Source organism: Humibacter soli (genome assembly GCF_054779035.1).
The window spans coordinates 1690082-1714804 of record NZ_BAAGYX010000001.1 but is presented as its reverse complement, the minus strand read 5'-3'; the positions used below and the strand labels follow the sequence as shown (position 1 = coordinate 1714804).

The 24723-nt window shown below is 68.9% G+C and carries 24 protein-coding genes; 15 read left to right on the top strand and 9 right to left on the bottom strand.

Annotated elements, in window-relative coordinates:
• The first annotated feature begins 7 nt into the window (after positions 1-7).
• The 3 genes from ACYVDN_RS08020 to ACYVDN_RS08010 all read left to right on the top strand — a co-directional run bounded on the left by ACYVDN_RS08020 (position 8) and on the right by ACYVDN_RS08010 (position 2281).
• Complete coding sequence (locus ACYVDN_RS08020; protein ID WP_460570174.1) at positions 8-628, top strand: ArsR/SmtB family transcription factor; 621 nt, start codon at positions 8-10, stop codon at positions 626-628.
• Between the two features lie 35 nt (positions 629-663).
• Positions 664-1488: an aldo/keto reductase gene (locus ACYVDN_RS08015; RefSeq protein WP_460570172.1), complete on the top strand. Its 825-nt coding sequence runs from the start codon at positions 664-666 to the stop codon at positions 1486-1488.
• A 76-nt stretch (positions 1489-1564) separates the two neighbouring features.
• Entirely contained in the window at positions 1565-2281 is a 717-nt protein-coding gene (locus tag ACYVDN_RS08010; RefSeq protein ID WP_460570170.1) for a BUD32 family EKC/KEOPS complex subunit, read from the top strand.
• A gap of 13 nt (positions 2282-2294) precedes the next feature.
• Here ACYVDN_RS08010 and ACYVDN_RS08005 read toward each other — a convergent pair whose 3' ends face one another.
• Positions 2295-2621, bottom strand: a complete 327-nt coding sequence (locus tag ACYVDN_RS08005; protein ID WP_460570168.1) for a hypothetical protein — start codon at positions 2619-2621, stop codon at positions 2295-2297.
• Between the two features lie 125 nt (positions 2622-2746).
• Between ACYVDN_RS08005 and ACYVDN_RS08000 the strand changes: the two genes are divergently transcribed.
• Positions 2747-4654, top strand: a complete 1908-nt coding sequence (locus ACYVDN_RS08000; protein ID WP_460570166.1) for a thioredoxin domain-containing protein — start codon at positions 2747-2749, stop codon at positions 4652-4654.
• Between the two features lie 4 nt (positions 4655-4658).
• On the opposite strand, the gene ACYVDN_RS07995 is transcribed toward ACYVDN_RS08000, so the two are convergent.
• From ACYVDN_RS07995 to ACYVDN_RS07980, 4 genes are all read right to left on the bottom strand, one after another.
• Entirely contained in the window at positions 4659-5354 is a 696-nt protein-coding gene (locus ACYVDN_RS07995; RefSeq protein ID WP_460570164.1) for a transcriptional regulator, read from the bottom strand.
• Complete coding sequence (locus ACYVDN_RS07990) at positions 5351-6523, bottom strand: sensor histidine kinase (protein ID WP_460570162.1); 1173 nt, start codon at positions 6521-6523, stop codon at positions 5351-5353. The genes ACYVDN_RS07995 and ACYVDN_RS07990 overlap by 4 nt, the downstream gene beginning before the upstream one ends.
• Before the next feature lie 9 nt (positions 6524-6532).
• Positions 6533-6970 carry a hypothetical protein gene (locus ACYVDN_RS07985; protein ID WP_460570160.1) on the bottom strand — a complete coding sequence of 146 codons (438 nt, stop codon included), beginning with the start codon at positions 6968-6970 and terminating at the stop codon, positions 6533-6535.
• An 87-nt stretch (positions 6971-7057) separates the two neighbouring features.
• A complete protein-coding gene (locus ACYVDN_RS07980) occupies positions 7058-7399 on the bottom strand; it encodes a hypothetical protein (protein WP_460570158.1) in 342 nt (113 codons plus the stop codon).
• 239 nt (positions 7400-7638) lie between these two features.
• Between ACYVDN_RS07980 and ACYVDN_RS07975 the strand changes: the two genes are divergently transcribed.
• From ACYVDN_RS07975 to ACYVDN_RS07965, 3 genes are all read left to right on the top strand, one after another.
• Entirely contained in the window at positions 7639-8298 is a 660-nt protein-coding gene (locus tag ACYVDN_RS07975) for a nicotinamide mononucleotide transporter (protein ID WP_460570156.1), read from the top strand.
• A gap of 71 nt (positions 8299-8369) precedes the next feature.
• A complete protein-coding gene (locus tag ACYVDN_RS07970) occupies positions 8370-9401 on the top strand; it encodes an aldo/keto reductase (protein ID WP_460570154.1) in 1032 nt (343 codons plus the stop codon).
• Between the two features lie 114 nt (positions 9402-9515).
• Positions 9516-13088 (top strand): TM0106 family RecB-like putative nuclease, encoded by a 3573-nt coding sequence (locus tag ACYVDN_RS07965; RefSeq protein WP_460570152.1) that lies wholly within the window; start codon positions 9516-9518, stop codon positions 13086-13088.
• On the opposite strand, the gene ACYVDN_RS07960 is transcribed toward ACYVDN_RS07965, so the two are convergent.
• Both ACYVDN_RS07960 and ACYVDN_RS07955 read right to left on the bottom strand, forming a co-directional pair.
• Positions 13089-13313: a hypothetical protein gene (locus tag ACYVDN_RS07960; protein ID WP_460570150.1), complete on the bottom strand. Its 225-nt coding sequence runs from the start codon at positions 13311-13313 to the stop codon at positions 13089-13091.
• A gap of 89 nt (positions 13314-13402) precedes the next feature.
• A complete protein-coding gene (locus ACYVDN_RS07955) occupies positions 13403-13909 on the bottom strand; it encodes a glutathione peroxidase (protein ID WP_460570148.1) in 507 nt (168 codons plus the stop codon).
• A gap of 65 nt (positions 13910-13974) precedes the next feature.
• Between ACYVDN_RS07955 and ACYVDN_RS07950 the strand changes: the two genes are divergently transcribed.
• Positions 13975-15294 carry a M18 family aminopeptidase gene (locus tag ACYVDN_RS07950; protein ID WP_460570146.1) on the top strand — a complete coding sequence of 440 codons (1320 nt, stop codon included), beginning with the start codon at positions 13975-13977 and terminating at the stop codon, positions 15292-15294.
• A 3-nt stretch (positions 15295-15297) separates the two neighbouring features.
• On the opposite strand, the gene ACYVDN_RS07945 is transcribed toward ACYVDN_RS07950, so the two are convergent.
• Positions 15298-15576, bottom strand: coding sequence for an acylphosphatase (locus tag ACYVDN_RS07945; RefSeq protein ID WP_460570144.1), 279 nt, complete (start codon positions 15574-15576; stop codon positions 15298-15300).
• A gap of 207 nt (positions 15577-15783) precedes the next feature.
• On the opposite strand from ACYVDN_RS07945, the gene ACYVDN_RS07940 reads away from it, so the two are divergent.
• Both ACYVDN_RS07940 and ACYVDN_RS07935 read left to right on the top strand, forming a co-directional pair.
• Positions 15784-15978 carry a hypothetical protein gene (locus ACYVDN_RS07940; protein ID WP_460570142.1) on the top strand — a complete coding sequence of 65 codons (195 nt, stop codon included), beginning with the start codon at positions 15784-15786 and terminating at the stop codon, positions 15976-15978.
• Between the two features lie 86 nt (positions 15979-16064).
• Positions 16065-18965, top strand: coding sequence for a helix-turn-helix transcriptional regulator (locus ACYVDN_RS07935; RefSeq protein ID WP_460570140.1), 2901 nt, complete (start codon positions 16065-16067; stop codon positions 18963-18965).
• A 27-nt stretch (positions 18966-18992) separates the two neighbouring features.
• Here the strand turns inward: ACYVDN_RS07935 and ACYVDN_RS07930 are convergent, their stop codons facing one another.
• Complete coding sequence (locus ACYVDN_RS07930; protein ID WP_460572289.1) at positions 18993-19364, bottom strand: DUF5997 family protein; 372 nt, start codon at positions 19362-19364, stop codon at positions 18993-18995.
• Between the two features lie 350 nt (positions 19365-19714).
• Between ACYVDN_RS07930 and ACYVDN_RS07925 the strand changes: the two genes are divergently transcribed.
• The 5 genes from ACYVDN_RS07925 (at position 19715) to ACYVDN_RS07905 (ending at position 24695) form a co-directional block, all read left to right on the top strand.
• Complete coding sequence (locus ACYVDN_RS07925) at positions 19715-20245, top strand: LysR substrate-binding domain-containing protein (RefSeq protein WP_460570138.1); 531 nt, start codon at positions 19715-19717, stop codon at positions 20243-20245.
• Positions 20246-20307: 62 nt separating this feature from the next.
• Entirely contained in the window at positions 20308-20724 is a 417-nt protein-coding gene (locus ACYVDN_RS07920; protein WP_460570136.1) for a hypothetical protein, read from the top strand.
• Positions 20652-20954 carry a helix-turn-helix transcriptional regulator gene (locus tag ACYVDN_RS07915; protein ID WP_460570133.1) on the top strand — a complete coding sequence of 101 codons (303 nt, stop codon included), beginning with the start codon at positions 20652-20654 and terminating at the stop codon, positions 20952-20954. The genes ACYVDN_RS07920 and ACYVDN_RS07915 overlap by 73 nt, the downstream gene beginning before the upstream one ends.
• A 74-nt stretch (positions 20955-21028) precedes the next feature.
• Positions 21029-23656, top strand: a complete 2628-nt coding sequence (locus ACYVDN_RS07910; protein ID WP_460570131.1) for a DEAD/DEAH box helicase — start codon at positions 21029-21031, stop codon at positions 23654-23656.
• Between the two features lie 217 nt (positions 23657-23873).
• Complete coding sequence (locus tag ACYVDN_RS07905) at positions 23874-24695, top strand: MIP/aquaporin family protein (protein WP_460570129.1); 822 nt, start codon at positions 23874-23876, stop codon at positions 24693-24695.
• Positions 24696-24723 lie beyond the last annotated feature (28 nt).

Sequence of the window (24723 nt, the reverse complement as noted above, 5' to 3'; positions counted from 1 at the left end):
CCCGATCGTGGTGGAGCAGTCGTACGCGGTGACGGATCCGGCGATGTTGCGTGCCCTTGCTCATCCACTGCGCCAGCGCATCATGTGGGAGCTCGGCGCGCGCGACCACCTCCGCGCCGCCGACCTCGCGAAGATCACCGGCGAGCCCGCGAACTCGTTGAGCTTCCACCTTCGGTCGCTCGCCAAGGCGGGGCTCATCAAAGAATTGCCCGATCTCGCCAAGGACAGCCGCGACCGCGTCTGGGGCATGACGTACCCGGAGGGGGTGTACTTTCCGGAGGCCGATCTCGCGAGGAACACCCTCATCGCCGACCGGCTCGACTGGCTCCGCGGCATTCTCGACGAGAGCCTTCCACGCGATCCCAAAGCGGCGAGGCTGCTCTACATGGCCGCCGCCGTACTCACCAAGAAGGAGGCGCAGCAGCTTTCCGACGAGGTGGCAGAGCTGTTCGAGAAGTGGCGTGCGTACGGGGCGAAGGCCGCTGAGGAGCATCCGGATGATCCCGATCGCGTCTTCCATTTCACGGCCGCTTTCATCGGCAATCCGCGGCCTGGAGGCTCCGAACACGAGGCCGAGGTGCACGATCTCGGCGGATCAGCGATGGACGGTCCGACCTCGGTCGGCTGAGGACGGCGCCCGCGCACGTTCGCTAGCGTTGAGGCATGACCAACGTTCCCACCATCGCCCTGAACAACGGCACCGCCATTCCGCAGCTCGGGTTCGGTGTGTTCCGCGTCGATCCGGACCGCACCGCTGAGATCGCCGGAAACGCGCTGGAGGCCGGGTACCGGCACATCGACACCGCCGCCGGCTACCACAACGAGGCGGGGGTGGGGGAAGCCGTCCGGGCGTCCGGCATCCCGCGCGACGACCTCTGGATCACGACCAAGCTCGCCAACAGCGACCAAGAACGCCCTGAGGATGCCTTCCAGGCCAGCCTCGACGCGCTCGGTCTCGACTACGTCGACCTCTACCTCATCCACTGGCCCGTACCGTCGAAGAGCATCTTCCCGACCGTGTGGAAGTCCCTCATCTCGATCGCTGAGAGCGGTCGTGCGAAGGCCATCGGAGTCTCGAACTTCCAGGTCGACCACCTCGAGCGCCTGATCGGCGAGACGGGCGTCACGCCGGCCGTCAACCAGATCGAGCTGCACGTCGAGTTCCAGCAGCGCGAGCTGCGGGCGTTCCACCTCGAGCACGGCATCGCAACGGAGGCGTGGTACCCGCTCGGCGGCGGAACCCTGAGCGATGCGCCCGTGCTTCAGCAGATCGCGACCGCGCACGGCAAATCGGTCGCTCAGGTCGTGCTGCGCTGGCACATCCAGGTGGGCAACGTCGCGATCCCCAAGTCGAACCATCGCGAGCGCATGGATGAGAACTTCGACATCTTCGATTTCGAGCTGACCGACGACGACCTGACCGGGATCGCCGCACTCGACCGCGGCGACGATGGGCGCAGGGGCGGTCATCCGCTGCAGGTGGGCTGAGCGTCATCCCGAGGGAGGTCGCGGCGCGCTCTGCCGCGGTGACCTCGTGGGCCGTCCGCGGCTCTAGTCTCTAGGCATGGAGTTGATCGCGCAGGGACGCACGGCCGACGTGTTCGACCTGAGTGACGGGCGTGTCTTGCGACGGTATCGCTCCGGTCGTTCGGCGGTGGACGAGGCGCGGATCATGCGCCACCTGGAGACCCATGGGTATCCGGTGCCGCACGTGTTCGACGTGGATGGCGGCGACCTCGTGCTGGAGCGCGTTCAGGGCGCGACCCTCTTCGAGTTGTTGGCGAACGAGCCGGAGCAGTACGAGCGCTACGGCCGTCTGCTCGGCGAGCTGCACGAACGGCTGCACAGGATGCCGGCCCCTGCGTGGCTCGCAGGCGGAGACGATGCCGGTGGCGAGCCCGACGAGCACAGCTCCGCGGTGATCGTGCACCGCGACCTGCACCCCGAGAACGTGTTGCTGAGCGACCGCGGACCGGTCGTGATCGACTGGGACAACGTGGCGGCCGGGCGGGCATCCGTCGACGCGGCGATCACGGTGATCGTCATGCTCGGGGCGGAGCTCGACGTCGATGCGGTCACCGCAGAGCGTGTCGGTCCCCTGCGCTCCCTCCTCGTCGACGCCTTCCTCGAGACCTGCGGAACCGACCCGCGCGACGGGCTGGCGGAGGCCATCGCCTACCGCAGGGCGATTCCGAACAACACGGATGCCGAGAACCGGTGGCTCGACGAGGTCGCGCCCGACTGCCTCGACGCGTACTTCCTGCAACCTCGCGCCCGCTGAGCGTGTGCTCGGCTCAGTCGTCGTCGAGGTCGTCCTTGCTCCTCGCAGGTACGAGGGCCATCACGAAGAGCAGGCAGAGCAGCACGAAGATGGTCAGGGCCGAGAGCACGTCGCTCGGCTTGGACGGGAAGAGGCGACCGTCGATGGAGATGACCATGGCCGTCTCGACGAGTCCGAACACCACGTAGAACAGAGCGAGCCCGGCGATCATCCAACCGGGCTTCGAACCTCTGCGATGCAGCTCGGTTCGCCGCAGCTCGACCGTGAACGCGAGCAGCAGCACGGGAAGAATCTCGGCCAGCGCTGCAGCGGTAGGGCCGTCGACGATCGAGAACTTCACGGGCAGACTCTATCGACCAGACCCGCGGCGGACCGCGAGCGACCCGGGGGTCGAGCCACAGGATGACCGAGCCGCAGCCATTCGCGCGCGGCCCGGCCGCGAGCGCCCGAGCCTAGGCTGGCGCCATGCCCAACCGTCTCGCCGACGCCGTCAGCCCGTATCTTCTGGCTCACGCCGACAATCCGGTGAACTGGCATCCGTGGAGTGAGGACGTATTCGCAGAGGCGCGAGAGCGCGACGTGCCGGTGTTCGTCTCGATCGGCTACGCCACGTGCCACTGGTGCCACGTGATGGCCCGCGAGTCGTTCAGCGACCCTGAACTGGCCGCGCGGCTGAACGAGGGCTTCGTGCCGGTGAAGGTGGACAGGGAGGAGCATCCCGACGTGGACGCAGCGTTCCTCACCGCGGCGAGCGCCTTCACCCGCAACCTCGGCTGGCCGCTGAGCGTCTTCACGACCCCCGACGGTCGGGCGTTCTTCGCCGGCACCTACTTTCCACCGCAGGCCAGGGGCGGGCTTCCGTCGTTCGAGCAGGTGCTCGACGCCGTGTCGGATGCCTGGACGCACCGCCGAGACCAGGCCGCCGACACCGCGTCGCGGGTTGCCGCCGCCGTGAGCGCCATGCGCGCGGAGGGCGGCGGTGGGGCATCCATCGACCCTGCCGCACTGCAGAAGGCGGCCGTCGGGCTCGCGGGGGTCGAGGACCCGGAGTTCGGCGGATTCGGCACGGCTCCCGAGTTCCCCGGCCCGAAGTTCCCCGCGGTTCCCGCGCTCGGGTTCTTGCTCGGCAGCGGCACGGAGACCGGGCGAGACGCGGCACGTCACACGCTGCGCAGCATGGCCCTCTCGCCGCTGCGCGACGTCGACGGAGGCTTCTTCCGCTACGGCACCCGGCGCGACTGGAGCGAGCCGCACTACGAGCGCATGCTCTACGACAACGCCGGCCTGCTGCGGCTGTACGCGGATGCGGCCGTCCAGCGAGGCCGAATCTCTGAGGATGCCCGACTCTTCGCCGACACCGCTGAGGGAATCGCCCGCTTCCTGCTCACCACCCTGCGTGTCGACGACGGGTTCGCGTCGGCGCAGGACTCCGAGAGCGAGGTCGACGGTGTTCGCCGGGAGGGTGCGTATTACCTGCTCGAGCCCGCTGCGCGGTCAGCGCAGCCGACTCCGCGGCTCGATGAGAAGGTGCTGACGGGCTGGAACGGCCTGGCGATCGGCGCGCTCGCCCACGCCGGGGCGCTCCTGGGGCACGAGGAGTGGACGACCGCTGCGATGCAGGTCGCCGACCGGCTGATCGCCTCGCACGTGTCGGTGGACGGCAGGATGCTCGTGCGCGCCTCGCTCGGCGGCCGGGTGTCATCCGCTGCACCTGCTCTCGAGGACTTCGGCCTGTTCGCTCGCGGCCTGCTCGACGTGTTCCTCGCCACGGGGGAGCCGCGCTTCGCGGTCGCCGCTCGCACGCTGGTGGATGCCACCCTCGACGCCGCCGTAGGCGCGGGCTCAGATGCGCCGTTCGCGGTGCCGGGAGGGGGCGACCCCGTGCTGGCCGGGCTGGGCCTGGTCTCGGACGCAGACCCGTCGGAGGGCGCATACCCGAGTGGGTCGTCCGCGCTCGCCGACTCGGCACGGGTTCTCTACGCGCTCACCGGCGACGACGGATACGACCATGCGGCCAGGACGGCGATCGGCGCTGTCGCGGGGCTTGCGCCCGGCAACCCGCTCGCGTTCGGAGCTGCGCTGCAGGTGGCAGGCGCGCTCCTCGGCGAGCCGCGTCAGCTCGTCGTCGTCGCGGGGGAGCAGCTCCCCAGGAGCCTCGCCCATGCCGTCGCGCTGCGAGGCGCAACCGATGGTGAGACCGACGACCCCGTCGCGACCGTCGCGGTCGCGGTGACGGAAGGCGCGGCATCCGCGCTGGCCGAGGCGGGCTTCGAGCTCTTCGAGGCGCGCACGGCCAACGGCGGCGAACCGACCGAGTACCTCTGCAGGTCGTTCGTGTGCGAGTTGCCGAGGCCGTTCGCGATCGAGCGGTGAGCGCCTACCGCGTGGCCTCGCCGGGCGACAGGTCGAGAAGGCCGCGCCGGAATCCTTCGGCGACGGCTGCGGCGCGGTCGCTCACGCCGAGCTTGGCGTAGATGCTCAGCAGGTGCGTCTTGACGGTCGCCTCGCTCAGGTGCAGCCTCACGCCCGCCTGCCGGTTGGTCGCGCCGTCCGCGACGAGGGCGAGCACCTCGAGCTCCCGGGAGCTGAGCAGGCTCGCCTCAGGAGCGCGTACCCTCCCGACGAGTCGGGTGGCCACGGACGGGGCGAGCGAGGTGTGGCCGAGTGCTGCGGCGTGCACGGCACGCACGAGATCGTCGCGTGGGGCATCCTTCAGCAGGTATCCCGTCGCGCCCGCTTCGATAGCCGGTAGAACGTCGGCGTCCGCATCGTAGGTGGTGAGCACGACGACGCGGCTGCTCACGCCGAGTCTGGTCAGTTCCCTGATCGCGGTGACGCCGTCGGTGCCCGGCATCCTGAGGTCCATCAGCACGACGTGCGGTTCGAGCGCACGCACCAAGCGCACGGCTTCGGCGCCGTCCGATGCTTCGCCGACGACCTGGATGCCCGGGTCTGAGGAGACCATGCCGACGATGCCGTCCCGCACGACCGGGTGGTCGTCGACGACCAGGAGCCTGATGGCGTTCGGGTCTGTCGTGCTCGGCTCGGCTGCGGTCGATTCAGCGGAGCTCATGCCGGAACCTCCGCTCGGATGGCAGTACCGCGTCCCTGCCGCGCCTCGACGACCAGGACGCCGGCGACGGCCTCGAGACGTTCGCGCATCGCGATGAGCCCATATCCTCCGCCGACATCCTCGGCGACGGCCGCGCCGTCCGTACCCTCCGACGCACCCGCACTCGTGACGGGCCCGGTGGCCAGCGCTGCGGGATCGAAGCCGCGGCCGTCGTCGCGCACCTCCAGTCGGGCGCCGCGTTCGTCATCCGTCAGCGTCAACGTCACCGAGTTGGCGTGGGCGTGACGCTCGACGTTCGCGAGCGCCTCCTGGGCCGTGCGCAGGAGGGCCACCTCGGCATCCGTCGGAAGGGAGCGATGGGAACCCGACGTGCGCACGTGCACCGGGATGCCGGTTCGGGCCGACCAGTCCCGCGCGACAGCCGTGATCGCTTCGGGCAGTCGCCCAGCCTCCAGCGCGGCGGGACGCAACGCCTGCACGGAGCGGCGCGCCTCGGCGAGACCATCGCGTGCGAGGGCGAGCGCGGCATCCGTGTGTCGGCGCCGGAGTGCCTCGTCAGACGCCTGATCTGCCGCTTGCAGCTGGGTGATGATGCCGATGAAACCTTGGGCAAGCGTGTCGTGGATCTCCCTGGCCAATCGGGTTCGCTCGGCGGACGTGGCCTCGAGGGTCGAGGCTCGCGCCTGCTGCCACTGCGCCATGTTGACGCCCCAAGCGAGCCCGCACATGACCACGATGTTGAGCACGATCACGAGCACCCTGCCCGAGATGCCGGCGACATCGGGTCCGAAGCTGGACGCCTGTGCGGTGCCGGAGACGACCGCCGTCGCGCCGACTGCGAGAAGCTCCCACGGCCATTCGACCAGCGAGTAGGCGAACGAGAAGGTCGCGATGGTGAGGAAGGCGAACCAGCTGTCGAGCAGCACGAGCACCAGGTTGATCAGGATGGCGACCGTCATGAACACGGCGATCGAGGCCGGACGATCCCGCCACGAGGTGGGGAGGGTGCGCATCACCAGAACCCAGATGCCGTACGCGGCGCAGAGGATCAGCTCGGGGATGAGCCGCGCCGGGTCATCCCACCCGATGAACAGCGAGTACACCACCAGCAGTGCGAGCACCACGTACGGCACAACCGTGAGCACCGTGCGCCAACGGGGGTCGACCATGTTCCGACCCTACGCGCGCTTGGCGAACAGGGCGCCCATCCGCGGGAGGTTGGCCATGATCGCCACCGGGAGCACGAGGAGACCGCAGACCGCTTGCTCGACGCGCACCCAGTCGGGGAGGAAGCCCGGGATCGAGACGATCACGATCACGGCGACGACCACGATGGGGCTGACGATGCGCAGGCGGATCCAGGCGGAGCGTGAGCCCCTGGCCGCGCCGATCGTGAACAGGAGCAGCACGATCGCGCTGCCGAACACGAGCGAGCAGCGGATCCAGACGGCGATGTCGGCCCCGACCCCGACAGCGGTCAGGACGCCGAGGAAGGCGATCATCGCGGCGCTGAGCGCGACGAAGGCGGTGATGAGGATGACGGCGGGGCGGAATGCTGCGCGGCGGGCGATCTCGTCATCGCGGCGGGCGGGGTGTGTTGTGTAGGTCTCAGTCATGACCCCAGCCTCGCGAGCGCGAGAGCGCGACGGATCAACCGGTCGGCCGTACTCCGTCATCGATCGGTGGATGACGCGGCGGCCGCCTCACGCGGCGTTGAGTCGTCCGAGCATGCCCCACACGGCGAGGGAGAGCTCAGGGTGATCGAGGGCGACCCTGCGGAGCAGCTGGTACTCGAAGCGCTCGCGGTCCTGCCGCGGGGCAGAGGGATGGTACGCACGGGAACGCGCCTCGCCGAGCTCGTGCGCCTCGATCGTCTCTTCGCGGAGCGTCAACACGACCTGCTCGTCGACAGTCGGCAGCTCGTGCAGGAAGTCCCACGGGTCGTCGCCCAGGCGACAGCGGAACTCGATCACGGCGGCCAACTCGTCCCTGGCTTCCTGGCGCAGCAGCTCGAGGCTCATCGGATGCCGTCGACCGACGTTCATTCTTGCCCCCCTCGCTGCTTCGCGGTTCACGCGCCCGGCAAACACGCCATCAAGGCGTCGGTGCTGTGCGCGTGGGACCAGAGTACGACGGCGGCGCAGGGCGTGCGAATCGAGCGGCACAGCGCGTCACACGTCGATAACGATTGGCTGATGAGTCGTAAGGGACTCGTTCAGGGGCCCGGATCCGCCCCTCCTTCACGGCACAATGGAGAACCTGCGAACCGTTGTGAAAGGCCTTCATGCCCCCTGTGCTCGAGTGGCTCACTGCGCCTTTGGCGACGGTCGGCTCCGAGGGCGTCACTCCGATGACGCTGGCGGGGATCGTCTTCTATCTCGGTGGGCTGGTCGCGGTCGCGCGCGGTCTGCGCTGGGCGTGGCCCGCTGCAGCGGTCGCTCTCGTGCTGCTCGGTGTCGAGGCACTTGCCGAGGGCCGGTTCGTGGATGCCGGCATCCGGCTGGTTCTCGCCCTGCTGTGCGGCTACGGGTGGCGGGTTCGCCGCGCCGAACCCGTCGACAGACCTCGTTCCGCTTCGGGCCGTGAGATCGCGTACGGCGTCGTGCTCTTCGCGATCGCCACCGTCGTCGCCGCCTACGCGCTGACGGACCAGTCGGACGACGCCGCAGCCTGGGGCTCGGCCATCCTCGTCGCCGCGACCTTCGTGCAGGTGGCGGCACTCGCTCGCAGGCTGGTCGTCGGGTGGTGGGCCGTGATGGCATCCGGCGTGGTCTCGCTGGTGCTCTCCCTGGTCGCGTCGGCGTGGCCGACAGCTGTGGCGTCGGTGTTGATCGTTGCGGCCGGGGGCTACGGATGGTTGCGCTGGCGACGTTCGGCAGCGGCATCCGCTCCCGTGAGCCTTCCCGTGGCGGACGAGATGGCCGACGAAGACCTCGTGGCCTGACCCACACGTCGCGCGGGGTCGGGGAGCATCCCGCTACGGTGATCGGAAACCCCATCCGATCGAGGAGAACCATGCTCTACCGCACGCTCGGCCGCAGCGGAACGGCCGTCTCGCAGCTCACCCTTGGCACCATGACCTTCGGCAACGAGGCGAGCGAGGAGGCGTCGCACGCCATCCTCGACGCGTTCGTGGCCGCTGGCGGAACGCTCATCGACACGGCGGATGTCTACAGCTCGGGCGTCTCCGAGCAGATCGTCGGCCGCTGGCTGGCCGCGCACCCGACCGAGGCGCAGCAGGTGGTCATCGCCACCAAGGGACGCTTCCCGATGGGGGAGGGCCCGAACGACCTTGGGCTCTCGCGTCGTCACCTCGCGCGCGCTCTCGACGACTCGCTGGAGCGGCTCGGCGTCGAGACGATCGACCTCTACCAGCTGCATGCCTCCGACGCCCTCACCCCGATCGACGAGACCCTGCGGTTCCTGAACGACGCCATCAGCGCAGGCAAGATCAACTACTACGGTTTCTCGAACTTCACCGGATGGCAGCTCACCAAGGCCGTCCACGTCGCACGCGCCCACGGCTGGGCGGAACCGGTCACACTTCAGCCGCAGTACAACCTGATCGTGCGCGGCATCGAGCACGAGATCGTGCCGGCAGCCCTCGACGCCGGCGTCGGGCTGCTTCCCTGGTCGCCGCTCGGCGGCGGCTGGCTGAGCGGCAAATACGAGCGCGACGTGCCGCCGACCGGTGCGACCAGGCTCGGTGAGAACCCGCAGCGCGGCATGGAGGCGTGGCAGGCACGCAACGACGACCCGCGCACGTGGCGCATCCTCGACGTCGTCACCCAGATCGCCGACGTGCTCGACGCGTCGAGGTCGCAGGTCGCACTGGCGTGGCTCCTCGCGCAGCCGGCGGTGACGAGCGTCATCCTCGGTGCCCGCACGGTCGAGCAGCTGCACGACAATCTCGGAGCAGGTGACCTCGAGCTGACGGATGACCAGCTCGCAGCCCTCGACGAGGCGAGCGCGCCCCGCGTCGAGCCCTACCCGTACGGCGAGCCCGCCGTTCGGCAGCGTGACCGCCGCATCGAGGGCGGTCGCTGAGCCGGCGCCCCTGACGTAGCCGCAACGGCCGACGTCTCTCCCTCCCGAGAGGCGGCGGCCGTTGCGTTGTGCACAGCTCCGCGGGATGACGGTGGCCGGCGCTAACGTGGCGGCATGTTCCTCCTCGACGACGCCACCGTGGTTCTGAGCCCGAGCGATCTCACGACGGCGTCGACGTGCGAGTTCGACTTCCTCCGACGGCTCGACGGTCGGCTCGGCTGGGGGCCGCAGGTCGTGCGGCCGGCCGACGCCATGCTCGAGCGCACGTCCCGGCTCGGCGACGAGCACGAGCGCCGCGTGCTCGATCGGTACGTCGCGCAGTTCGGCGAGGGCGTAGCGCGTTTCGAACGGCCGGAGCACCCGGACGCGGCCCAGCTGACCGCGGCGGCGGCTGCTACGGCCGAGGCGTTCCGATCGGGCGCTCCCGTCGTGTACCAGGGCGTGTTCTTCGACGCGTTCGATGACGCCCCCGACGACTCGGCCGATCAGGATGCAACGCCGATCGCCTTCGTCGGCTACGCGGACTTCATCGTGCGTGAGCCCGACGGCAGCTACCGGGTGGAGGACACCAAGCTCGCCAGACGGGCCAAGGTGACGGCGCTGCTGCAGGTCGCCGGGTACGCGGGCCAGCTGGAGCGCATCGGTATCCGTCCGGCAGACGAGGTGCTCCTTCTGCTCGGCGACGGGAGCGAGAGCAGGCACCGGCTCAGCGACATCGTTCCGGTCTATCGCAAGCGCATCGAGCGGCTGCACGGCATCGTCCGCGAGCACCTCGCCGATGGCGTGATGGTGCGGTGGGGCGACGAGCGGTTCGCGGCGTGCGGCCGTTGCGACACGTGTGCGGCCGAAGTCGAAGCGACCCGCGATGTGCTGCTGGTCGCCGGGGTGCGCGTCACGCAACGACCGCACCTGCTGGCGGCGGGCATCCGCACCATCGACGATCTTGCCGCTCGCGACGATGGAACGGAGGTCGAGGGCATCGCCACTGCGACGCTCGACGCCCAGAGCGAGCAGGCCAGGCTGCAGCTCTCTGCGGTCCCTGGCGGTCCGCCGCCTGTCCGCGTCTACAACGCTCCGGCGCTGGCCGCGCTCCCGGAGCCCGACCCCGGAGACATCTTCTTCGATTTCGAGGGTGACCCGCTCTACACGGAGCCAGGATTCGAGGGTGGCTCGTCGTCACGAGAGCAGTGGGGATTGGACTACCTCTTCGGTGTGCTTCAGACAGACGGCGCGTTCCTGCCGTTCTGGGCGCACACCTTCGCGGAGGAGCGCGAGGCGCTGATCGCCTTCCTCGACGATGTCTCGCGGCGTCGCAGCGAGCATCCCGGCATGCACATCTACCACTACGCGTCGTACGAGCGAACACACCTCCTGCAGCTGGCTGCACGGCACGGCGTCGGCGAAGACGCAGTGGATGACCTGCTTCGCGACAACGTGCTCGTCGATCTGTACCCGATCGTGCGCAAGGCGCTCCGAGTGGGTTCGAGGTCGTACTCGATCAAGAAGCTCGAGCCGCTCTACATGGGCGCGCAGCTGCGCAGCGGCGAGGTGCAAGACGCCGGAACGTCGATCGAGGAGTATGCAGCGGCGCGCAGGCTCATGCTGACGGGTGACATCGCGACCGGGCAGCGCATGCTCGACGCGATCGCCCACTACAACGAGTACGACTGCCTGTCGACGCTGCGCCTTCGCGACTACCTGCTCGGCCATGCCAGAGAAGCAGGAGTGCCGATCGGGCTTCCTGCTCCCGAGCGTCATGTGCAAGAGCTGGAGCCGTCGACACTGCGCGACGACCTGCTCGCGCTCGCCGGCGAGCCCGCGGCGCCGCACGAGTGGGGCCCGGATGCCACGCGGCCGCACGGAGCCGATCTCGCGCAGTCCCGCGGCGCCGACCAGACGGCGGCCGCATTCGCAGCGGCGACGCTCGACTACCACCGCCGCGAGCAGAAGAGCTTCTGGTGGGGACACTTCGCCCGGCTGGCCGAACCCGTCGAGGCCTGGGCGAACACGCGAGACGTGCTCATCGTCGACGGCGGTGTCGTCGAGCGGGACTGGTACCAGGAGCCCGGTCAGAAGGTCGACCGACGGCTGGTGCGGCTGCACGGGCAATTCGGCCCTGGCAGCACTTTCAAGGCGCGAGCGGAGCCGTACGCCGTCTACGAGTACCCGGGGCCGTTCCCGGCGTACGGCGGCGAGCCGGGGGCGCGGAGCGCGCGGTCGGTGACCGCCGTCGAGGTCGGCGACGACTGGGTGCTGATCGAAGAGAGGCTGCCTGCCGGCACGGATCCGTACGACGTGCTGCCCAGCGCGCTGACCCCTGGCCCTCCGCCTCGTGCCGGCGCACAAGACCAGGCCATACGGTCGTGGGCGCAGTCGATCGTGGATGCTCAGCCGGAGTGGCCGCGCGACCCGGTGACCGATCTGCTGCGGCGGGTCCCGCCGCGGCTGAACGGAGCACCTGTGGCGGACCGTGCAGAAGGGGCAGCCGCAGACTCACTGGTGCGCGTGGTGACGGATGCCGTCGGCGGCCTCGACAACTCGTACCTTGCGGTGCAGGGCCCGCCCGGAACGGGCAAGACGTACCTCGGTGCGCACGTCATCGCGGCGCTCGTTCGAGACCGGCACTGCAAGATCGGTGTCGTGGCGCAGTCTCACGCTGTCGTGGAGAACCTGCTCGCCGAGGTCGTCACGACGGCCCAGCTTGACGCGGATCTGGTCGGCAAGGTGCCGCAAAGCGGTTCGGAGCCAGACGCGTCGACGCCCTTCACCGTGCTGGAGAAAGACGGGCATCTGGATTTCGCCCTCGACCACCTCGAAACGGGCTTCGTGATCGGGGGAACGGCCTGGGACTTCAGCAACCCCGCACGCGTTCCTGCCCGCAGCCTCGACCTGCTGGTCATCGACGAGGCCGGCCAGTTCTCGCTCGCCTCCACGTCGGCGGCAGCCGTCGCCGCGCGCAACCTGCTGCTGCTCGGCGATCCGCAGCAGCTTCCGCAGGTGAGCCAGGGGCTGCACCCCGAGCCCGTCGACCAGTCGGCGCTCGGCTGGATCAGCGCGGGCCACGATGTGCTCCCCGGCGAGCTCGGCTTCTTTCTTCCGCAGACCAGACGCATGCATCCAGCACTCGCCGAGCCCGTCTCGCGTCTGTCCTACGAAGACAGGCTCAGGGCGCACCCCCACGCCGAAGCCCGCCACCTCGAGGGCATCGAGCCCGGTCTGCACCCGCTGCCCGTCGTGCACGACGGCGACTCCACGTCGTCACACGTGGAGGCCGAGCGTGTCGTCTCCCTGGTCGCCGACCTCGTCGGGAGACGTTGGCGATCGGAAGACGGCGAACGGATGCTCGCCGATGACGACATCATCGTCGTGACCCCCTACAACGCCCAGCTGAGCCGCGTGCACGACGCCCTCATGGCCGCCGGATACGACGGCGTGCGGGTCGGCACGGTCGACAAGTTCCAGGGCAAGGAGGCCGTGGTCGCGATCGTCTCGCTCGCGGCGTCGTCAGCACTCGACGCGCCCCGTGGCATGGGATTCCTGATCATGAAGAATCGGCTGAACGTCGCGATCTCGCGTGCGGAGTGGGCTGCGTTCCTGATCTACTCGCCGCAGCTCACCGAGTACCTGCCGCACCGGCCGGAGGGCGTCGCGGAGCTGAGCGCGTTCATCACGCTCGTCGAGGGATGATCAGCGAGGTCCGTTGCCCGCGTTGCTGCGCTGCTTGCGACGGCGACCGATGTAGATGCCGATCAGAACCGCGCCAAGCGCCGCGACGACGAACCCGGAGGTCTGCAGCCAGCCGACGCCCTTCGTGGGCAACCCCGTGCTGATCGCGACGATGATCTGGTAACCGAAGCCGCCGAAGAGGCCGATCACGACGAGCACGATGCCGACGGGAAGGAGCGCTTTCACGGCTCACAGCCTAGGTCACGCCGTTCTCACGTGCTTTCAGACACCGAGCCCTCAGAACACAGGACTGCAGAACACCAGGCCCGTCGACCTCAGGCCGCTGCCGCGGGCAGCGCTGCCTCGATGGCTCCGATCACGGACGGGTCATCCGGCTCGGTCTTCGGGCGGAAGCGGATCACCTCGCCGTCGGGGGTGAGCAGGAACTTCTCGAAGTTCCACGTGACGCGGCCGGCCTTGCCTGCGGCATCCGGTGTCTTCTTCAGCTCCTGGTAGAGCGGGTGCGCCGACTTGCCGTTCACCTTGATGCGCTCGAACATCGGGAAGGTGACGCCCCAGGTCGTCGAGCAGTACTCCTTGATGGCATCCTCACTGCCCAGCTCCTGCAAGAACTGGTTGCTCGGGAATCCCAGAACGGTGAAGCCGCGATCGGCGTACTCCTCCTGCAGCGCCTCGAGCTTGCCGTACTGCGGCGAGAGCCCGCAGCGGGAGGCGACGTTCACGATGAGGAGCGCCTTGTCGTCGTAGGCACGCAGCGAGGTGGTCTCGCCGTCGATGGTGGTGAGCGGGATGTCGCGCACGGAGTCGGTCACGTTGGTCATGTTCGCCAGCGTAGGACGCGTGCCCCGAGAAGTGGCACGGGGTGACACATGGGAGCATGAGACCCATGGCATCCCCCTTCCTCGAGGACTTCAGCGCGTTCGTCCAGGCAGCACCGTCGTCGTATCACGCAGCAGCAGAAGCGGCGAGGAGGCTTGGAGAGGCCGGGTTCGCCCGCGTCGACGAGTCCGGCGCCTGGCCGGCGCAAGAGCCGGGCGTCGCCTCCCGCGGCGTGCTGGTGCGAGACGGCGCCGTGATCGCCTGGGCGATCCCCGCGGACGCCACACCGACGACCCCGTTCCGCATCGTCGGCGCGCACACGGACTCGCCCGGATTCAAGCTCAAGCCGCTTCCCACCACGGGCACGGCTGGATGGCTGCAGGCGGGCGTCGAGGTCTACGGCGGTCCGCTCCTGAACTCATGGCTCGACCGCGAGCTCGAACTCGCCGGCCGAGTCGTGACCGCCGACGGCACGGAGCACCTCGTTCGCAGCGGTGCATTGCTGCGCATCCCTCAGCTCGCCGTGCACCTCGACCGCGGCGTCAACAACGACGGCGTGAAGCTCGACAAGCAGCGCAACACGGCCCCGGTCTGGGGCGTCGGCGAGGTGCACGAGGCCGATCTGCTCGCGCAGATCGTGCGGGAGAGCGGAGTAGAGGCATCCGACATCGCCGGATACGACCTGGTGACCTGCGACACGCAGCCGCCGCGCGTGTTCGGAGTGGACGGCACCCTGTACGCGTCGCCGCGCCTCGACAACCTCAGCTCGGTCTACGCCGGTCTGCACGCGTTGATCGAGCAGGCAGGCGACGGGCGTGACCCGCAGCCCGGCCACATCAGCGTGTTCGTCGCCTTCGATCACGAGGAGCTCGGCTCGGAGTCGCGCTCCGGCGCGAACGGGCCCATCCTCGACGATGTGCTGACCCGCATCGGCGCTTCGCTGGGCGTTGCGAGCGGAGCGGATGCCGGCACGACGGTCGAGGACAGGAATCGGGCGTTCGCGGCGTCGTGGTGTGTCTCGGCGGATGCCGGCCACGCCGTGCATCCGAACTATCCGGAGAAGCACGACCCGGTGAACCGACCGATCGCCGGCGGCGGGCCGCTGCTGAAGATCAACGCCAACCAGCGCTATGCGACGGATGCCCACGGTGCGGCGCTCTGGGCACGCCTGTGCGACGCGGCTGACGTGCCGTACCAGGAGTTCGTCTCCAACAACGACGTGCCGTGCGGCACGACGATCGGCCCGCTGACGGCGACGAGGTTGGGCATCCGCACCGTTGATGTCGGGGTCGCCCTGCTCTCGATGCACTCGGCCCGCGAGATGTGCCATGTGGACGACCCTGAGCGACTGGCTCGGGCCCTGTCGGCGTTCTTCGGGGGGCGCTGAGGCTCAGCGGATCTCGAAGCCGGACGCGCCTTCCGGCGGCTGCTCGGTGAGCTCGACCGAGAGCACCTGCGCTCCGGCTGGGCCGTGTCGCAGCCATGACGTCATGGCGTCAACTGCGGAGGGGGAGCCCTCGAACGCGGCTTCTACGCTGCCGTCCGCCCGATTGCGCACCCATCCGGCGACGCCCGCCTCGCGAGCCGCCAGCACGCAGGAATAGCGGAATCCGACGCCCTGAACACGGCCGACCACGCGGGCGAGAATGCGCCTGCGTTCTTCCGCCATCCGACGTTCCTTCCCTGTGCGCGCCGCCTCCGCAAACGACTCCAGATGTGCCTCCGCCCGCTTCGACGGGGCGCTCGCTGCGAGCTCTGACGCACCGCCTTAGGCGGTCCTCTTGAGGGGGATCGAAAGATAGGGCATCCGCCCGATCCGGAGCCCCTACCTTAGCCGCGAGCATCGTCTCATAAGCACAAGACGAAGGTGAAGACGATGTACAACGATGCTCATGTCGCGGCTCTGAACTCCGACCGCGAGCGGTACTACGCCCAACTGGAGCGCGAGCGCATGCAGCGCGAGACCCTGGCTCAGCGGGTCGCGGCGGACGCCGAGCCGGAGGCCGGAACGACCCGCAAGTCGGGCTTGCGAGTGGGTGGGCGGCTTCGGATCGCCCACGCCTCGAGGTGAGCCCTTCTGCGCCGAAGCCGCGACTCGGTTTGTCGGTGGTCCGTGGCACCATCGACTATGTGAGAACACCGATCAGCAGCGCAAGAATGATCGGGCGAGAGGCCGATCTGGAGGCGCTCCGGGCAGAGTACCGGCGCAGCGCTGACGAGCCACGAGCCGTCGCGCTGGGCGGTGAAGCCGGCATCGGCAAGACCCGGCTGGTCAGCGAGTTCGCTGCGGAAGTCTCGGGCGAAGCGATCGTACTCACCGGCAGGTGCGTCGACTTCGGCGCGGAGAGCGCGCCGTACGCGCCATTCGTCGCGATCATCAGAGAGCTCGCCGCCGCCATCGGCACCGACGCGTTGCTCGAGGCCGCGGGTCCGGCGAGGGGTGTGCTGACGATCGTGCTGCCCGAACTGTCCTCGGCAGAGGGCATGCCGCAGCGCACCGGCTCCGAACGCCTGTACGAGCTGATCGCCGTGCTGTTCGAGAACGTGGCGCGTGAGCACAGGCTGGTGCTCATCGTCGAAGACATCCACTGGGCCGACCGGGCCACCATCGAGCTGCTGCGGTTCCTGGTGGGCATGCTCACGGGGGCAGGCATCCTGATCATCGCCACGTACCGCAGCGACGAGATCGTGCGCGGGCATCCGTTGCGCCCGGTGCTCCCCGAGCTCGAGCGCACCCGGCGGCTCACTCGCTGGGAGCTCTCCAGGCTGACTCGCGAGCAGGTCGCCGCCCAGGTGGCGGAGATCGTGTCATCTGAGACCGGCATCGAGGCTTCGGAGATCGACGAGCTTTTCGAGCGTAGCGAGGGCGTGCCGTTCTTCGTCGAGGAGCTGGCGGGCATCGAGCGTGGGCGGCTGCACTCCGGAAACCTCCCCGAGACGCTGAGAGAGCTCTTGCTCGCTCGCTACGACCGGCTCGACGAGCCGACGCAGAGGATGCTCCGCCTGCTCGCGGTCGGCGGTCTCTGCGTCGACCACGATCTGCTCGACCTCGTGCATCAGGGTTCCGCCGACGAGCTGGATGCCGCGGTCCGCTCAGCGGTAGACGGCGGCCTTGTGGTGGTCTGCGAGACGGGCTACGACTTCCGGCATGCGCTCGTGCGAACGGCCATCCTCGGCGAGGTGCTGCCGGGGGAGCGGGTGCGCTACCACACGGCATTCGCGGACGCCCTCGAGTCGATCGATGCCGGGGGTGGCGCGGTCGCTCACGAGATCGCCCAGCATCGGCTTCAGGCGCACGATCCGATCAGCGCGTTCCCTGCGACGCTGGACGCGATGCGTCAGGGGCGCAAGGCATACGCGTTCGCGCGTGCGGCGAAGATGGGTGAGCAGGCGCTCGAGCTGTGGGAGCACGTTCCCGATCCGGCATCCGTTGCCGGCATGAGCCATGTCGCGCTGCTCGAAGAGACGGCGCTGTCGCTGCGCGACGCGGGCGACGGCGAACGTGCGCTCGCCGTCATCGACGAAGCCTTGCGCGAGTGCGATCCGGCCGATGTGGAACTGCGCGCCGAGCTGCTCGCCGACAAGGCGCGCTACCTCGCGGCCTTGAGCCGTCCGGGATCGACAGCACTGCTCGAAGAGGCGCTTGCGAGCCTCGACGACGACTCGTGCTCCGACACGACGGCCGTGGTGCTCAACGATCTCGCGGGGCGCCTGATGCTCGAGGCCCGGTATCTCGAGGCTGTCGACGTGGCGTCCCAGGCGCTCGAGCAGGCGCAGCGCGCCGGGTCGCTGTCGAGGCAATCCGTTGCGCACAACATCCGGGGTGTCTCGCTCGTCGGGATGGGACGGATCGACGACGGCCTCGCCGACCTCCAGCTGGCGGGCGAGCTTGCCGCGACCCGCGACGGTGCGATGCTGCGATATCGCGTGAACACGTCAGACGTCATGCACCTGATCGGCCGCTACGGCGACGCCGTCGAGCTCGGCAACGCAGGGGCGGAGCGGGCGAAGCAGCTCGGCGTGCAGCGCACCAGCGGGGTCATCCTCGCCTCGAACACCGTCGAGCCGCTTGCCGCGCTCGGAAGGTGGGAAGAAGCCGTCGCGCTGCTCGAGCCGGCTCTCGCGCTCACGCCGCCGCCAGGGTTCCGCGTTCACCTGCAGCGCATGAAGCTGTGGTTGCTCACCTGGTCGGGCGATCCCGAGGGTGCCGACGAGTTGTTCCGGGTGTGGAATCCGACCATGAGCGTGCAGTCGGAGATCGAGGTGCAGTCCCGTCTCGGCGGTGCCCGGGTCGAAGCGGAGATCGCGCTCGCGCTTGGAGATGTGGAGCGCGCCTGGCGAGCCGTCAGCGTTCTGCTGCACGATCATCGCGCCATGAGCGGATACGACCTGCCGCTGCTTGCAGACGCCGCACGGGCACTGACACTGCTCCGCTCCGCTGCTCGTCGCGAGTCAGCGGGGTCGAACGGCGACGTCGTTGAACACATCGACCTCGATTCGGCGGAGTCGGGGCTTCGAGAGGTGCTGGCATCGGCAAGCCAGTGGCCGACCGCGCCGGTGTGGGTGCCGTTCTTCGAGGCGGAGCTCGGTGACGGGGGAGCACATGTCGAGGCATGGCGGCTTGCCGTCGTAGCTGCGATGTCGCCGCTGGCTCCCGCGCACCTCGAGCCGTACGCGAGATTCCGTCTTGCTCAGGCACTGGTCGGGCGCGGTGATCGCCACGCGGCGCAGGAGGAGTCGTCGAAATCGCGAGTTCTCGCGCAGACACTCGGCTCAGGGCTCATCGTGCGCTGGCTCGACGAGTTCGCCGATCGCGCGGGGCTAGAGTCCGGAAGCGAGCTGGTGAATGCTCGCGACGTGACATCGCAGTTGACCGATCGTGAGCGCCAGGTGCTCGATCTGATCGCGCAGGGGATGACCAACAAGCAGATCGGCGAACGCCTCTACATCAGCACCAAAACCGCAAGTGTGCATGTGTCAGCCATCCTGCGAAAGCTCGGTGCCACGAGTCGTACCGAGGCGGCCTATCTGGCACGCAGGGAGCCGACGCCTGCGTAGCGAGCGGTGCCCACCATTGGTTTTTGCCTAGCGCTCCTGGGCGCGGCGGGCGTCATCCGCCTTCTGCTGCTTCACCCTGGCGTTCTCGGTGCGCACCGCGGCCTGCGTCGCCCGCTCGCGTACGAGCCACTCGGGCGGCGCGGCGAGGAGCGTGCGGATCTGCTCGGTGGTGAGGGCATCCGTCATGTCTGCGCGGGCGAGCCCGCTCGCCGACACGCCGAGCTTGCGTGCGACGACGTCGCGGGGGTGCGGTCCGTTGAGGCGCAGCTCGACGAGCCACTCCGGCGGGTCGGACTGCAGCGCGGCGAACTGCTCGCGGGTGATCGCGGACGCCTGGAAGTCCTCGGGTGTCGCCGGCAGGTACACGCCGAGCTTCTTCGCGGCGGTCGCGGGCTTCATCGCGCCCGGCCCGGGCTGCAGTTGGTCGCTCATCCCTCAAGGCTACCGAGGGTGAGGCCCGTCCCACTCGTCGAGTTCTGCTCCGCGCCCGGTCGAATTGTGGCCCCCAACTGTCGCCTCGCCGCTGCATGACGACGATTGCGACCCACAATTCGCAGGGCCGCGCCGAATTGTGGACCCGTCGTGCCGTCACTCCGAGGCATTCCGACGAGAAGCGACCCGACGTCGAAGTCCTCTCGTGGCGACGGAGGGCGCGATATCGTGGGCGGGCCGCCGCGCTCAGCGGGCGGGCGGGTATCGCGACAGGGGAGGCAGTAGTGGCGCCGTTCCGGTTGGCGTATGTGCGCGGCGTGACCCCTGCCAAGTGGGCGCGCATCTGGGAGGACCGGATGCGGCGTGTGCCGCTGGAACTCCTCCTCGTCGACGAGCCGGATCAGATCGCGGTGCTGCGCGACGGACGCGCCGACATGTCGTTCGTGAGGCTCCCTATCGACCGGGTTGGGCTGCACGCCATCCCGCTCTATGAGGAACAGCCCGTTGTCGTCGTACCGAAGGACCACGCGATCGCGGCCGCAGACGAGGTAAGTCTCGCCGAGGTGCGCGAACTCGGCGGGCCCGTGCATCCGTTCGATCCGCAGGTCGAGGACACGCTCGCACTCGTCGCGGCCGGGGTCGGATGCACGGTGCTGCCGCAGTCCGTGGCGCGGCTGCACGCCAGGCGAGACCTCGTCGCCCGATCGGTGAGGGATGCCGACCCCACCACGATCGCACTGGCTTGGCTGAGCGATCCGAGCCCGGCGCGCACCGAGTCGGAGCAGTACCGCATCGACACCTTCATCGGCATCGTGCGGGGTCGCACCTCGAACAGCTCGAGGCGCTGAGGTCCAGAGCTCCGATGTCAAGTCTCCTTGACTCGCGCCGCGAGCCGACCTACCATAGAGACATGACAAGCGACCTTGACACCGGCGGAGAGTCACCCACCGAGCTCCGTCGACGGCGCGTGTTCCGCATCCGCATCTGGGTCGGCGCGGCCTGCTACCTGCTCGCGAATCTCGCGCTGTACCAGTTGGGGCACACGAACAGCCCGTGGCGCGTCGTCTGGGTGGTGCTGCCGCTGCTCTTCATGGCGTGGATGGTCGTCGTTGTGGTGCTGCGCGTTCGTCAGCTGGACGAGTACCAGGTGAAGCTGTTCTTCCCCGGCTTGGCCGTGGGCTTCACCGTGACGGTATTCGCCGCCGTGACGGTCGGCACCCTCAGCGCGGCCGGACTCCCTGTGCCCAACGCGGGATGGCCCGTCGCCCTGCTCGGAATCGTCGCGTGGGAGTTCACCAACCTCCTGACCGGTGCTCCCAAGGCCTGATCGAGCACGACCGAATGGAGAATCTGATCCGCTCGGAACGGGAAGCACGCGGCTGGACCCAAGCGGCCCTAGCGGAACATCTCGGGGTGTCCCGGCAGACGGTCGTCGCGCTGGAGACCGGGAAGTACGATCCATCGCTTCCGTTGGCGTTCCGCATCTCGCACCTCTTCGACAAGCCGATCGAAGGGCTCTTCACCCCGCCAGGAGGCTCGGCGGCGTCCGGCCGGTAGCGGACGCGGCTTCGGACCGGTAGCCGGGGAGAGCGTCGGGTCGGTAGTCGGGACGGAGTCAGTAATCTGAGGGGGTGAGCCCGGCCGAGAGCATCCGCGTCGACGGGGAGACAGGGCTCGAGGAACGCGTCAGGCTGGATGAGCGGGTAAAGGGTCTCGCCTCGCCCGACGAGGTCTTCGACGTGTTCGGCGAATGGGCGGCCGAAGGCGGCATCACTCTGTATCCCGCGCAGGAAGAAGCCCTGATCGGCATCGTTTCCGGTGCGAACGTGATCGTCTCCACACCGACAGGCACTGGCAAGTCGCTTATCGCGGTCGGAGCGCACGCTGCAGCGCTCGCCGACGGCAGACGCACCTTCTACACGGCGCCCATCAAGGCCCTCGTCTCGGAGAAGTTCTTCGCGCTCGCCGACACCTTCGGGGCGCAGAACGTCGGCATGATGACCGGCGACTCGCAGGTGAATGCGGATGCCCCCATCATCTGCTGCACCGCGGAGATCCTGGCCAACCTCGCCCTGCGCCTCGGACCGGATGCACCGGTCGACCAGGTCGTCATGGACGAGTTCCACTTCTACGCCGACCCCGACCGCGGATGGGCGTGGCAGGTACCTCTGCTCATCCTGGAACGCGCACAGTTCGTGCTGATGAGCGCGACCCTCGGAGACGTGAGCGGTCTCGCGGATGATCTGTCTCGGCGCACCGGCCGGGAGACCGTTGCGGTCACGGGCGTCGAACGTCCGGTACCCCTCGACTACGAATACGTGCTGACGCCGGTGCACGAGACGATCGCCGAGCTGCTGGATGACGGCAAAGCACCCGTCTACGTCGTGCACTTCTCCCAGAAAGAAGCACTCGAGCGGGCGCAGGCGCTCGCAGGGGCATCCATCGCCAGCCGCGAGCAGAGGGATGCCATCGCAGACGCGATCGGAGGATTCCGGTTCTCCTCGGGATTCGGCCAGACTCTGTCGCGGCTGCTGCGGCTGGGCATCGGAGTGCACCACGCCGGCATGCTGCCGAAGTACCGCAGGCTCGTCGAGCAGCTCGCCCAGCGAGGCCTGCTCCGTGTGGTCTGCGGAACCGACACGCTCGGCGTCGGCATCAACGTGCCGATCCGAAGCGTTCTGCTGACCGCGCTCACCAAGTTCGACGGAACGCGCATGCGGCAGCTCACCGCTCGAGAGTTCCACCAGATTGCAGGCAGGGCAGGTCGTGCCGGCTATGACACCGCAGGCACGGTGGTCGCGCAGGCTCCGGAGCACGATATCGAGAACGCGCGCGCCGCGGCGAAGGCGGGCGACGACCCGAAGAAGAAGCGCAAGATCGTGCGCAAGAAGGCCCCTGAGGGGTTCGTGTCGTGGGGTGAGCCCTCGTTCCAGCGCCTGATCGCCGCCGAGCCCGAGACCCTCACGCCGCACATGCAGATCACGAGCGCCATGATCATCAACGTCATCGCGCGCGGCGGCGACGTGTTCGGCAACGTGCGGGCCCTGATCTTCGACAGCCACGAGCCGTGGAAACGACAGCTCGAGCTCGCGAGGCGGGCGCTCGGGATCTACCGGACGCTCGTGACGGCCGAGGTGGTCGAGAAGGGCCACGACGGAACGCCCCGTCTCACTGTCGATCTGCAGCCGAACTTCGCGCTCAACCAGCCGCTGTCGCCATTCGCGCTCGCCGCCTTCGAGTTGTTCGCGGCCGAAGAGGATGTCGAACGCTCGGCGACGACGGGGGAGCGGTCGACTACCGCCGGTGTGGGCACAGGCGACTACGCGCTCGACGTCGTCTCGGTCGTCGAGGCGACCCTGGATGACCCACGACCCGTGCTGATCGCCCAGCAGCACCTCGCACGGGGTGAGGCCGTCGCCGCCATGAAGGCCGAGGGCATCGAGTACGAGGAGCGCATGGAGCTGCTCGAACAGGTCACCTGGCCGAAGCCGCTCGCCGACATCCTGCAGCAGTCGTTCGAGACCTACAGCGCCAGCCAGCCGTGGGTGCGCGACTTCGAGCTGAGCCCCAAGTCGGTCGTTCGCGACCTCTTCGAGCGGGCGATGACGTTCGCGGAGTTCGTGTCGTTCTACACGCTCGCCCGCAGCGAGGGCGTCGTGCTGCGCTATCTCTCCGACGCGTTCAGGGCGCTACGCCAGACCGTGCCGGACGAGGCCAAGAGCGACGAGCTGCACGACGTGATCGAGTGGCTCGGCGAGCTGGTGCGCCAGGTGGACTCCAGCCTGCTCGACGAGTGGGCAGAGCTGGTGCATCCCGACGCCGCCCGCCACGCGGAGGAGACCGCGATCGTCCCCCCTGCACCGCGCACCGTCACGGCAAACCGGCGGGCCTTCATGGTGCTGGTGCGCAACGAGCTGTTCCGCCGGGTGCAGGTGGCCGCGCTCGATCGCGCGGACGAGCTCGGCAGGCTGGATCCGGAATTCGGTGAGGATGCCTGGGCCGATGCCCTCGACGCGTACTACGCCGAGCACGACGAGATCGGCACCGACGCCGATGCCAGGAGTGCGGCGATGCTCATCGTCGACGAGACCGATGCCCGGGCATCCGACTCGGGCGCCGACCGGGTGTGGCACGTGAGGCAGATCCTCGCCGACCCCGCTGGGGACCACGACTGGGGCATCGCTGCCGACGTGGACCTCGCAGCGTCGGACGATGCGGGCGCCGCGGTGCTGCGCGTGACCGCGGTGAACCGTCTCTAGCGTTTTACGACCGTCCACTCCGATGGTCGAAGGGCGCGCCGGAATGCCCCAGATATGGCGGGTGGACAGGAACGTCTGCGTGCATTCGGAGGAGAGCCGGGTCTACGCTTTCCCGCGTATGACCGCCTGACGCCCGTCGTGCAACGCCGCCCGACCCGGATCGGCAGCGTGCGATCCCGGGACCAGTGTTGGCTCCGGCATCCCTTCTGGAGGAGCGATGAGTGAGCATGACAATCTCCGCGTCAGGCTGAGGTTCGAGCGATGGTTCGAAGCCGAGGTCATCGAGCCGATGAACGACTTCGCAAACCCGCGGCAGGAGTGGCGACGTCTGTTCTCGGAGGTGTACGGCACGTTCCTGCTCGTGATCGTCGCGGCGGGCGGCGGCATGATGAGCCAGGCGTTTCCCGGCACGATCAGCCGCACCGCAGCGGTCGTCGCACCCGGGCTCATGGTGCTGGGCATCATCCTCTTCATGGGCAAGGTCTCGGGAGCACACCTGAATCCCGCGGTCACCCTCGCGTTCTCGTTGCGCGGCGACTTCCCCTGGCGCCGTGTGCCGGGCTACATTCTGGCGCAGCTCGTCGGGGCGACCCTCGCGGCGTGGCTGCTGCGCGGCGTGATCGGGGTGTCGGCGAGCTATGGCTCCAACTATCCGGCGCATGGGTACTCGTCGGTGCAGGCGTTCCTCATGGAGGCGCTCCTCACCCTCGGACTCGTCAGCGTCATCCTCGGCACCGCGTCGGGCGCCCAGAACCTCGGTGTGATCGGCGCTCTCGGTGTCGGCGGATACATCGCGCTCGCGGGCCTCTGGGGGAGCCCGATCTCGGGCGCGTCCATGAACCCGGCTCGCACGTTCGGTCCCGACCTCGTCGCGCTGAACTTCAGCGACTACTGGGTCTATGTGGCCGGTCCGGTGCTCGGCGCCTGTGTCGCCGTCGTGCTGGCGTTCGTGCTCCGCGGCTACGGCGGCGGCCGCAGTGGTTCCGCGGCCGCTCAGGGCGGTCTCGACACCGAGTTCGAGCGGCCGGACCAGGCGTGAGTTCGACCCGCACGCCTCACGTGCTCCA

What these genes read in the sequence shown, in the direction of transcription:
- ACYVDN_RS08015 (WP_460570172.1), top strand. Translation starts at nt 664, where the DNA reads ATGACCAACGTTCCCACCATCGCCCTGAACAACGGCACCGCCATTCCG.
- ACYVDN_RS08010 (WP_460570170.1), top strand. Translation starts at nt 1,565, where the DNA reads ATGGAGTTGATCGCGCAGGGACGCACGGCCGACGTGTTCGACCTGAGT.
- ACYVDN_RS08000 (WP_460570166.1), top strand. Translation starts at nt 2,747, where the DNA reads ATGCCCAACCGTCTCGCCGACGCCGTCAGCCCGTATCTTCTGGCTCAC.
- ACYVDN_RS07995 (WP_460570164.1), bottom strand. Translation starts at nt 5,354, where the DNA reads ATGAGCTCCGCTGAATCGACCGCAGCCGAGCCGAGCACGACAGACCCG.
- ACYVDN_RS07990 (WP_460570162.1), bottom strand. Translation starts at nt 6,523, where the DNA reads ATGGTCGACCCCCGTTGGCGCACGGTGCTCACGGTTGTGCCGTACGTG.
- ACYVDN_RS07985 (WP_460570160.1), bottom strand. Translation starts at nt 6,970, where the DNA reads ATGACTGAGACCTACACAACACACCCCGCCCGCCGCGATGACGAGATC.
- ACYVDN_RS07980 (WP_460570158.1), bottom strand. Translation starts at nt 7,399, where the DNA reads ATGAACGTCGGTCGACGGCATCCGATGAGCCTCGAGCTGCTGCGCCAG.
- ACYVDN_RS07975 (WP_460570156.1), top strand. Translation starts at nt 7,639, where the DNA reads ATGCCCCCTGTGCTCGAGTGGCTCACTGCGCCTTTGGCGACGGTCGGC.
- ACYVDN_RS07970 (WP_460570154.1), top strand. Translation starts at nt 8,370, where the DNA reads ATGCTCTACCGCACGCTCGGCCGCAGCGGAACGGCCGTCTCGCAGCTC.
- ACYVDN_RS07965 (WP_460570152.1), top strand. Translation starts at nt 9,516, where the DNA reads ATGTTCCTCCTCGACGACGCCACCGTGGTTCTGAGCCCGAGCGATCTC.
- ACYVDN_RS07955 (WP_460570148.1), bottom strand. Translation starts at nt 13,909, where the DNA reads ATGACCAACGTGACCGACTCCGTGCGCGACATCCCGCTCACCACCATC.
- ACYVDN_RS07950 (WP_460570146.1), top strand. Translation starts at nt 13,975, where the DNA reads ATGGCATCCCCCTTCCTCGAGGACTTCAGCGCGTTCGTCCAGGCAGCA.
- ACYVDN_RS07945 (WP_460570144.1), bottom strand. Translation starts at nt 15,576, where the DNA reads ATGGCGGAAGAACGCAGGCGCATTCTCGCCCGCGTGGTCGGCCGTGTT.
- ACYVDN_RS07940 (WP_460570142.1), top strand. Translation starts at nt 15,784, where the DNA reads ATGTACAACGATGCTCATGTCGCGGCTCTGAACTCCGACCGCGAGCGG.
- ACYVDN_RS07935 (WP_460570140.1), top strand. Translation starts at nt 16,065, where the DNA reads ATGATCGGGCGAGAGGCCGATCTGGAGGCGCTCCGGGCAGAGTACCGG.
- ACYVDN_RS07930 (WP_460572289.1), bottom strand. Translation starts at nt 19,364, where the DNA reads ATGAAGCCCGCGACCGCCGCGAAGAAGCTCGGCGTGTACCTGCCGGCG.
- ACYVDN_RS07920 (WP_460570136.1), top strand. Translation starts at nt 20,308, where the DNA reads ATGACAAGCGACCTTGACACCGGCGGAGAGTCACCCACCGAGCTCCGT.
- ACYVDN_RS07915 (WP_460570133.1), top strand. Translation starts at nt 20,652, where the DNA reads ATGGCCCGTCGCCCTGCTCGGAATCGTCGCGTGGGAGTTCACCAACCT.
- ACYVDN_RS07905 (WP_460570129.1), top strand. Translation starts at nt 23,874, where the DNA reads ATGAGTGAGCATGACAATCTCCGCGTCAGGCTGAGGTTCGAGCGATGG.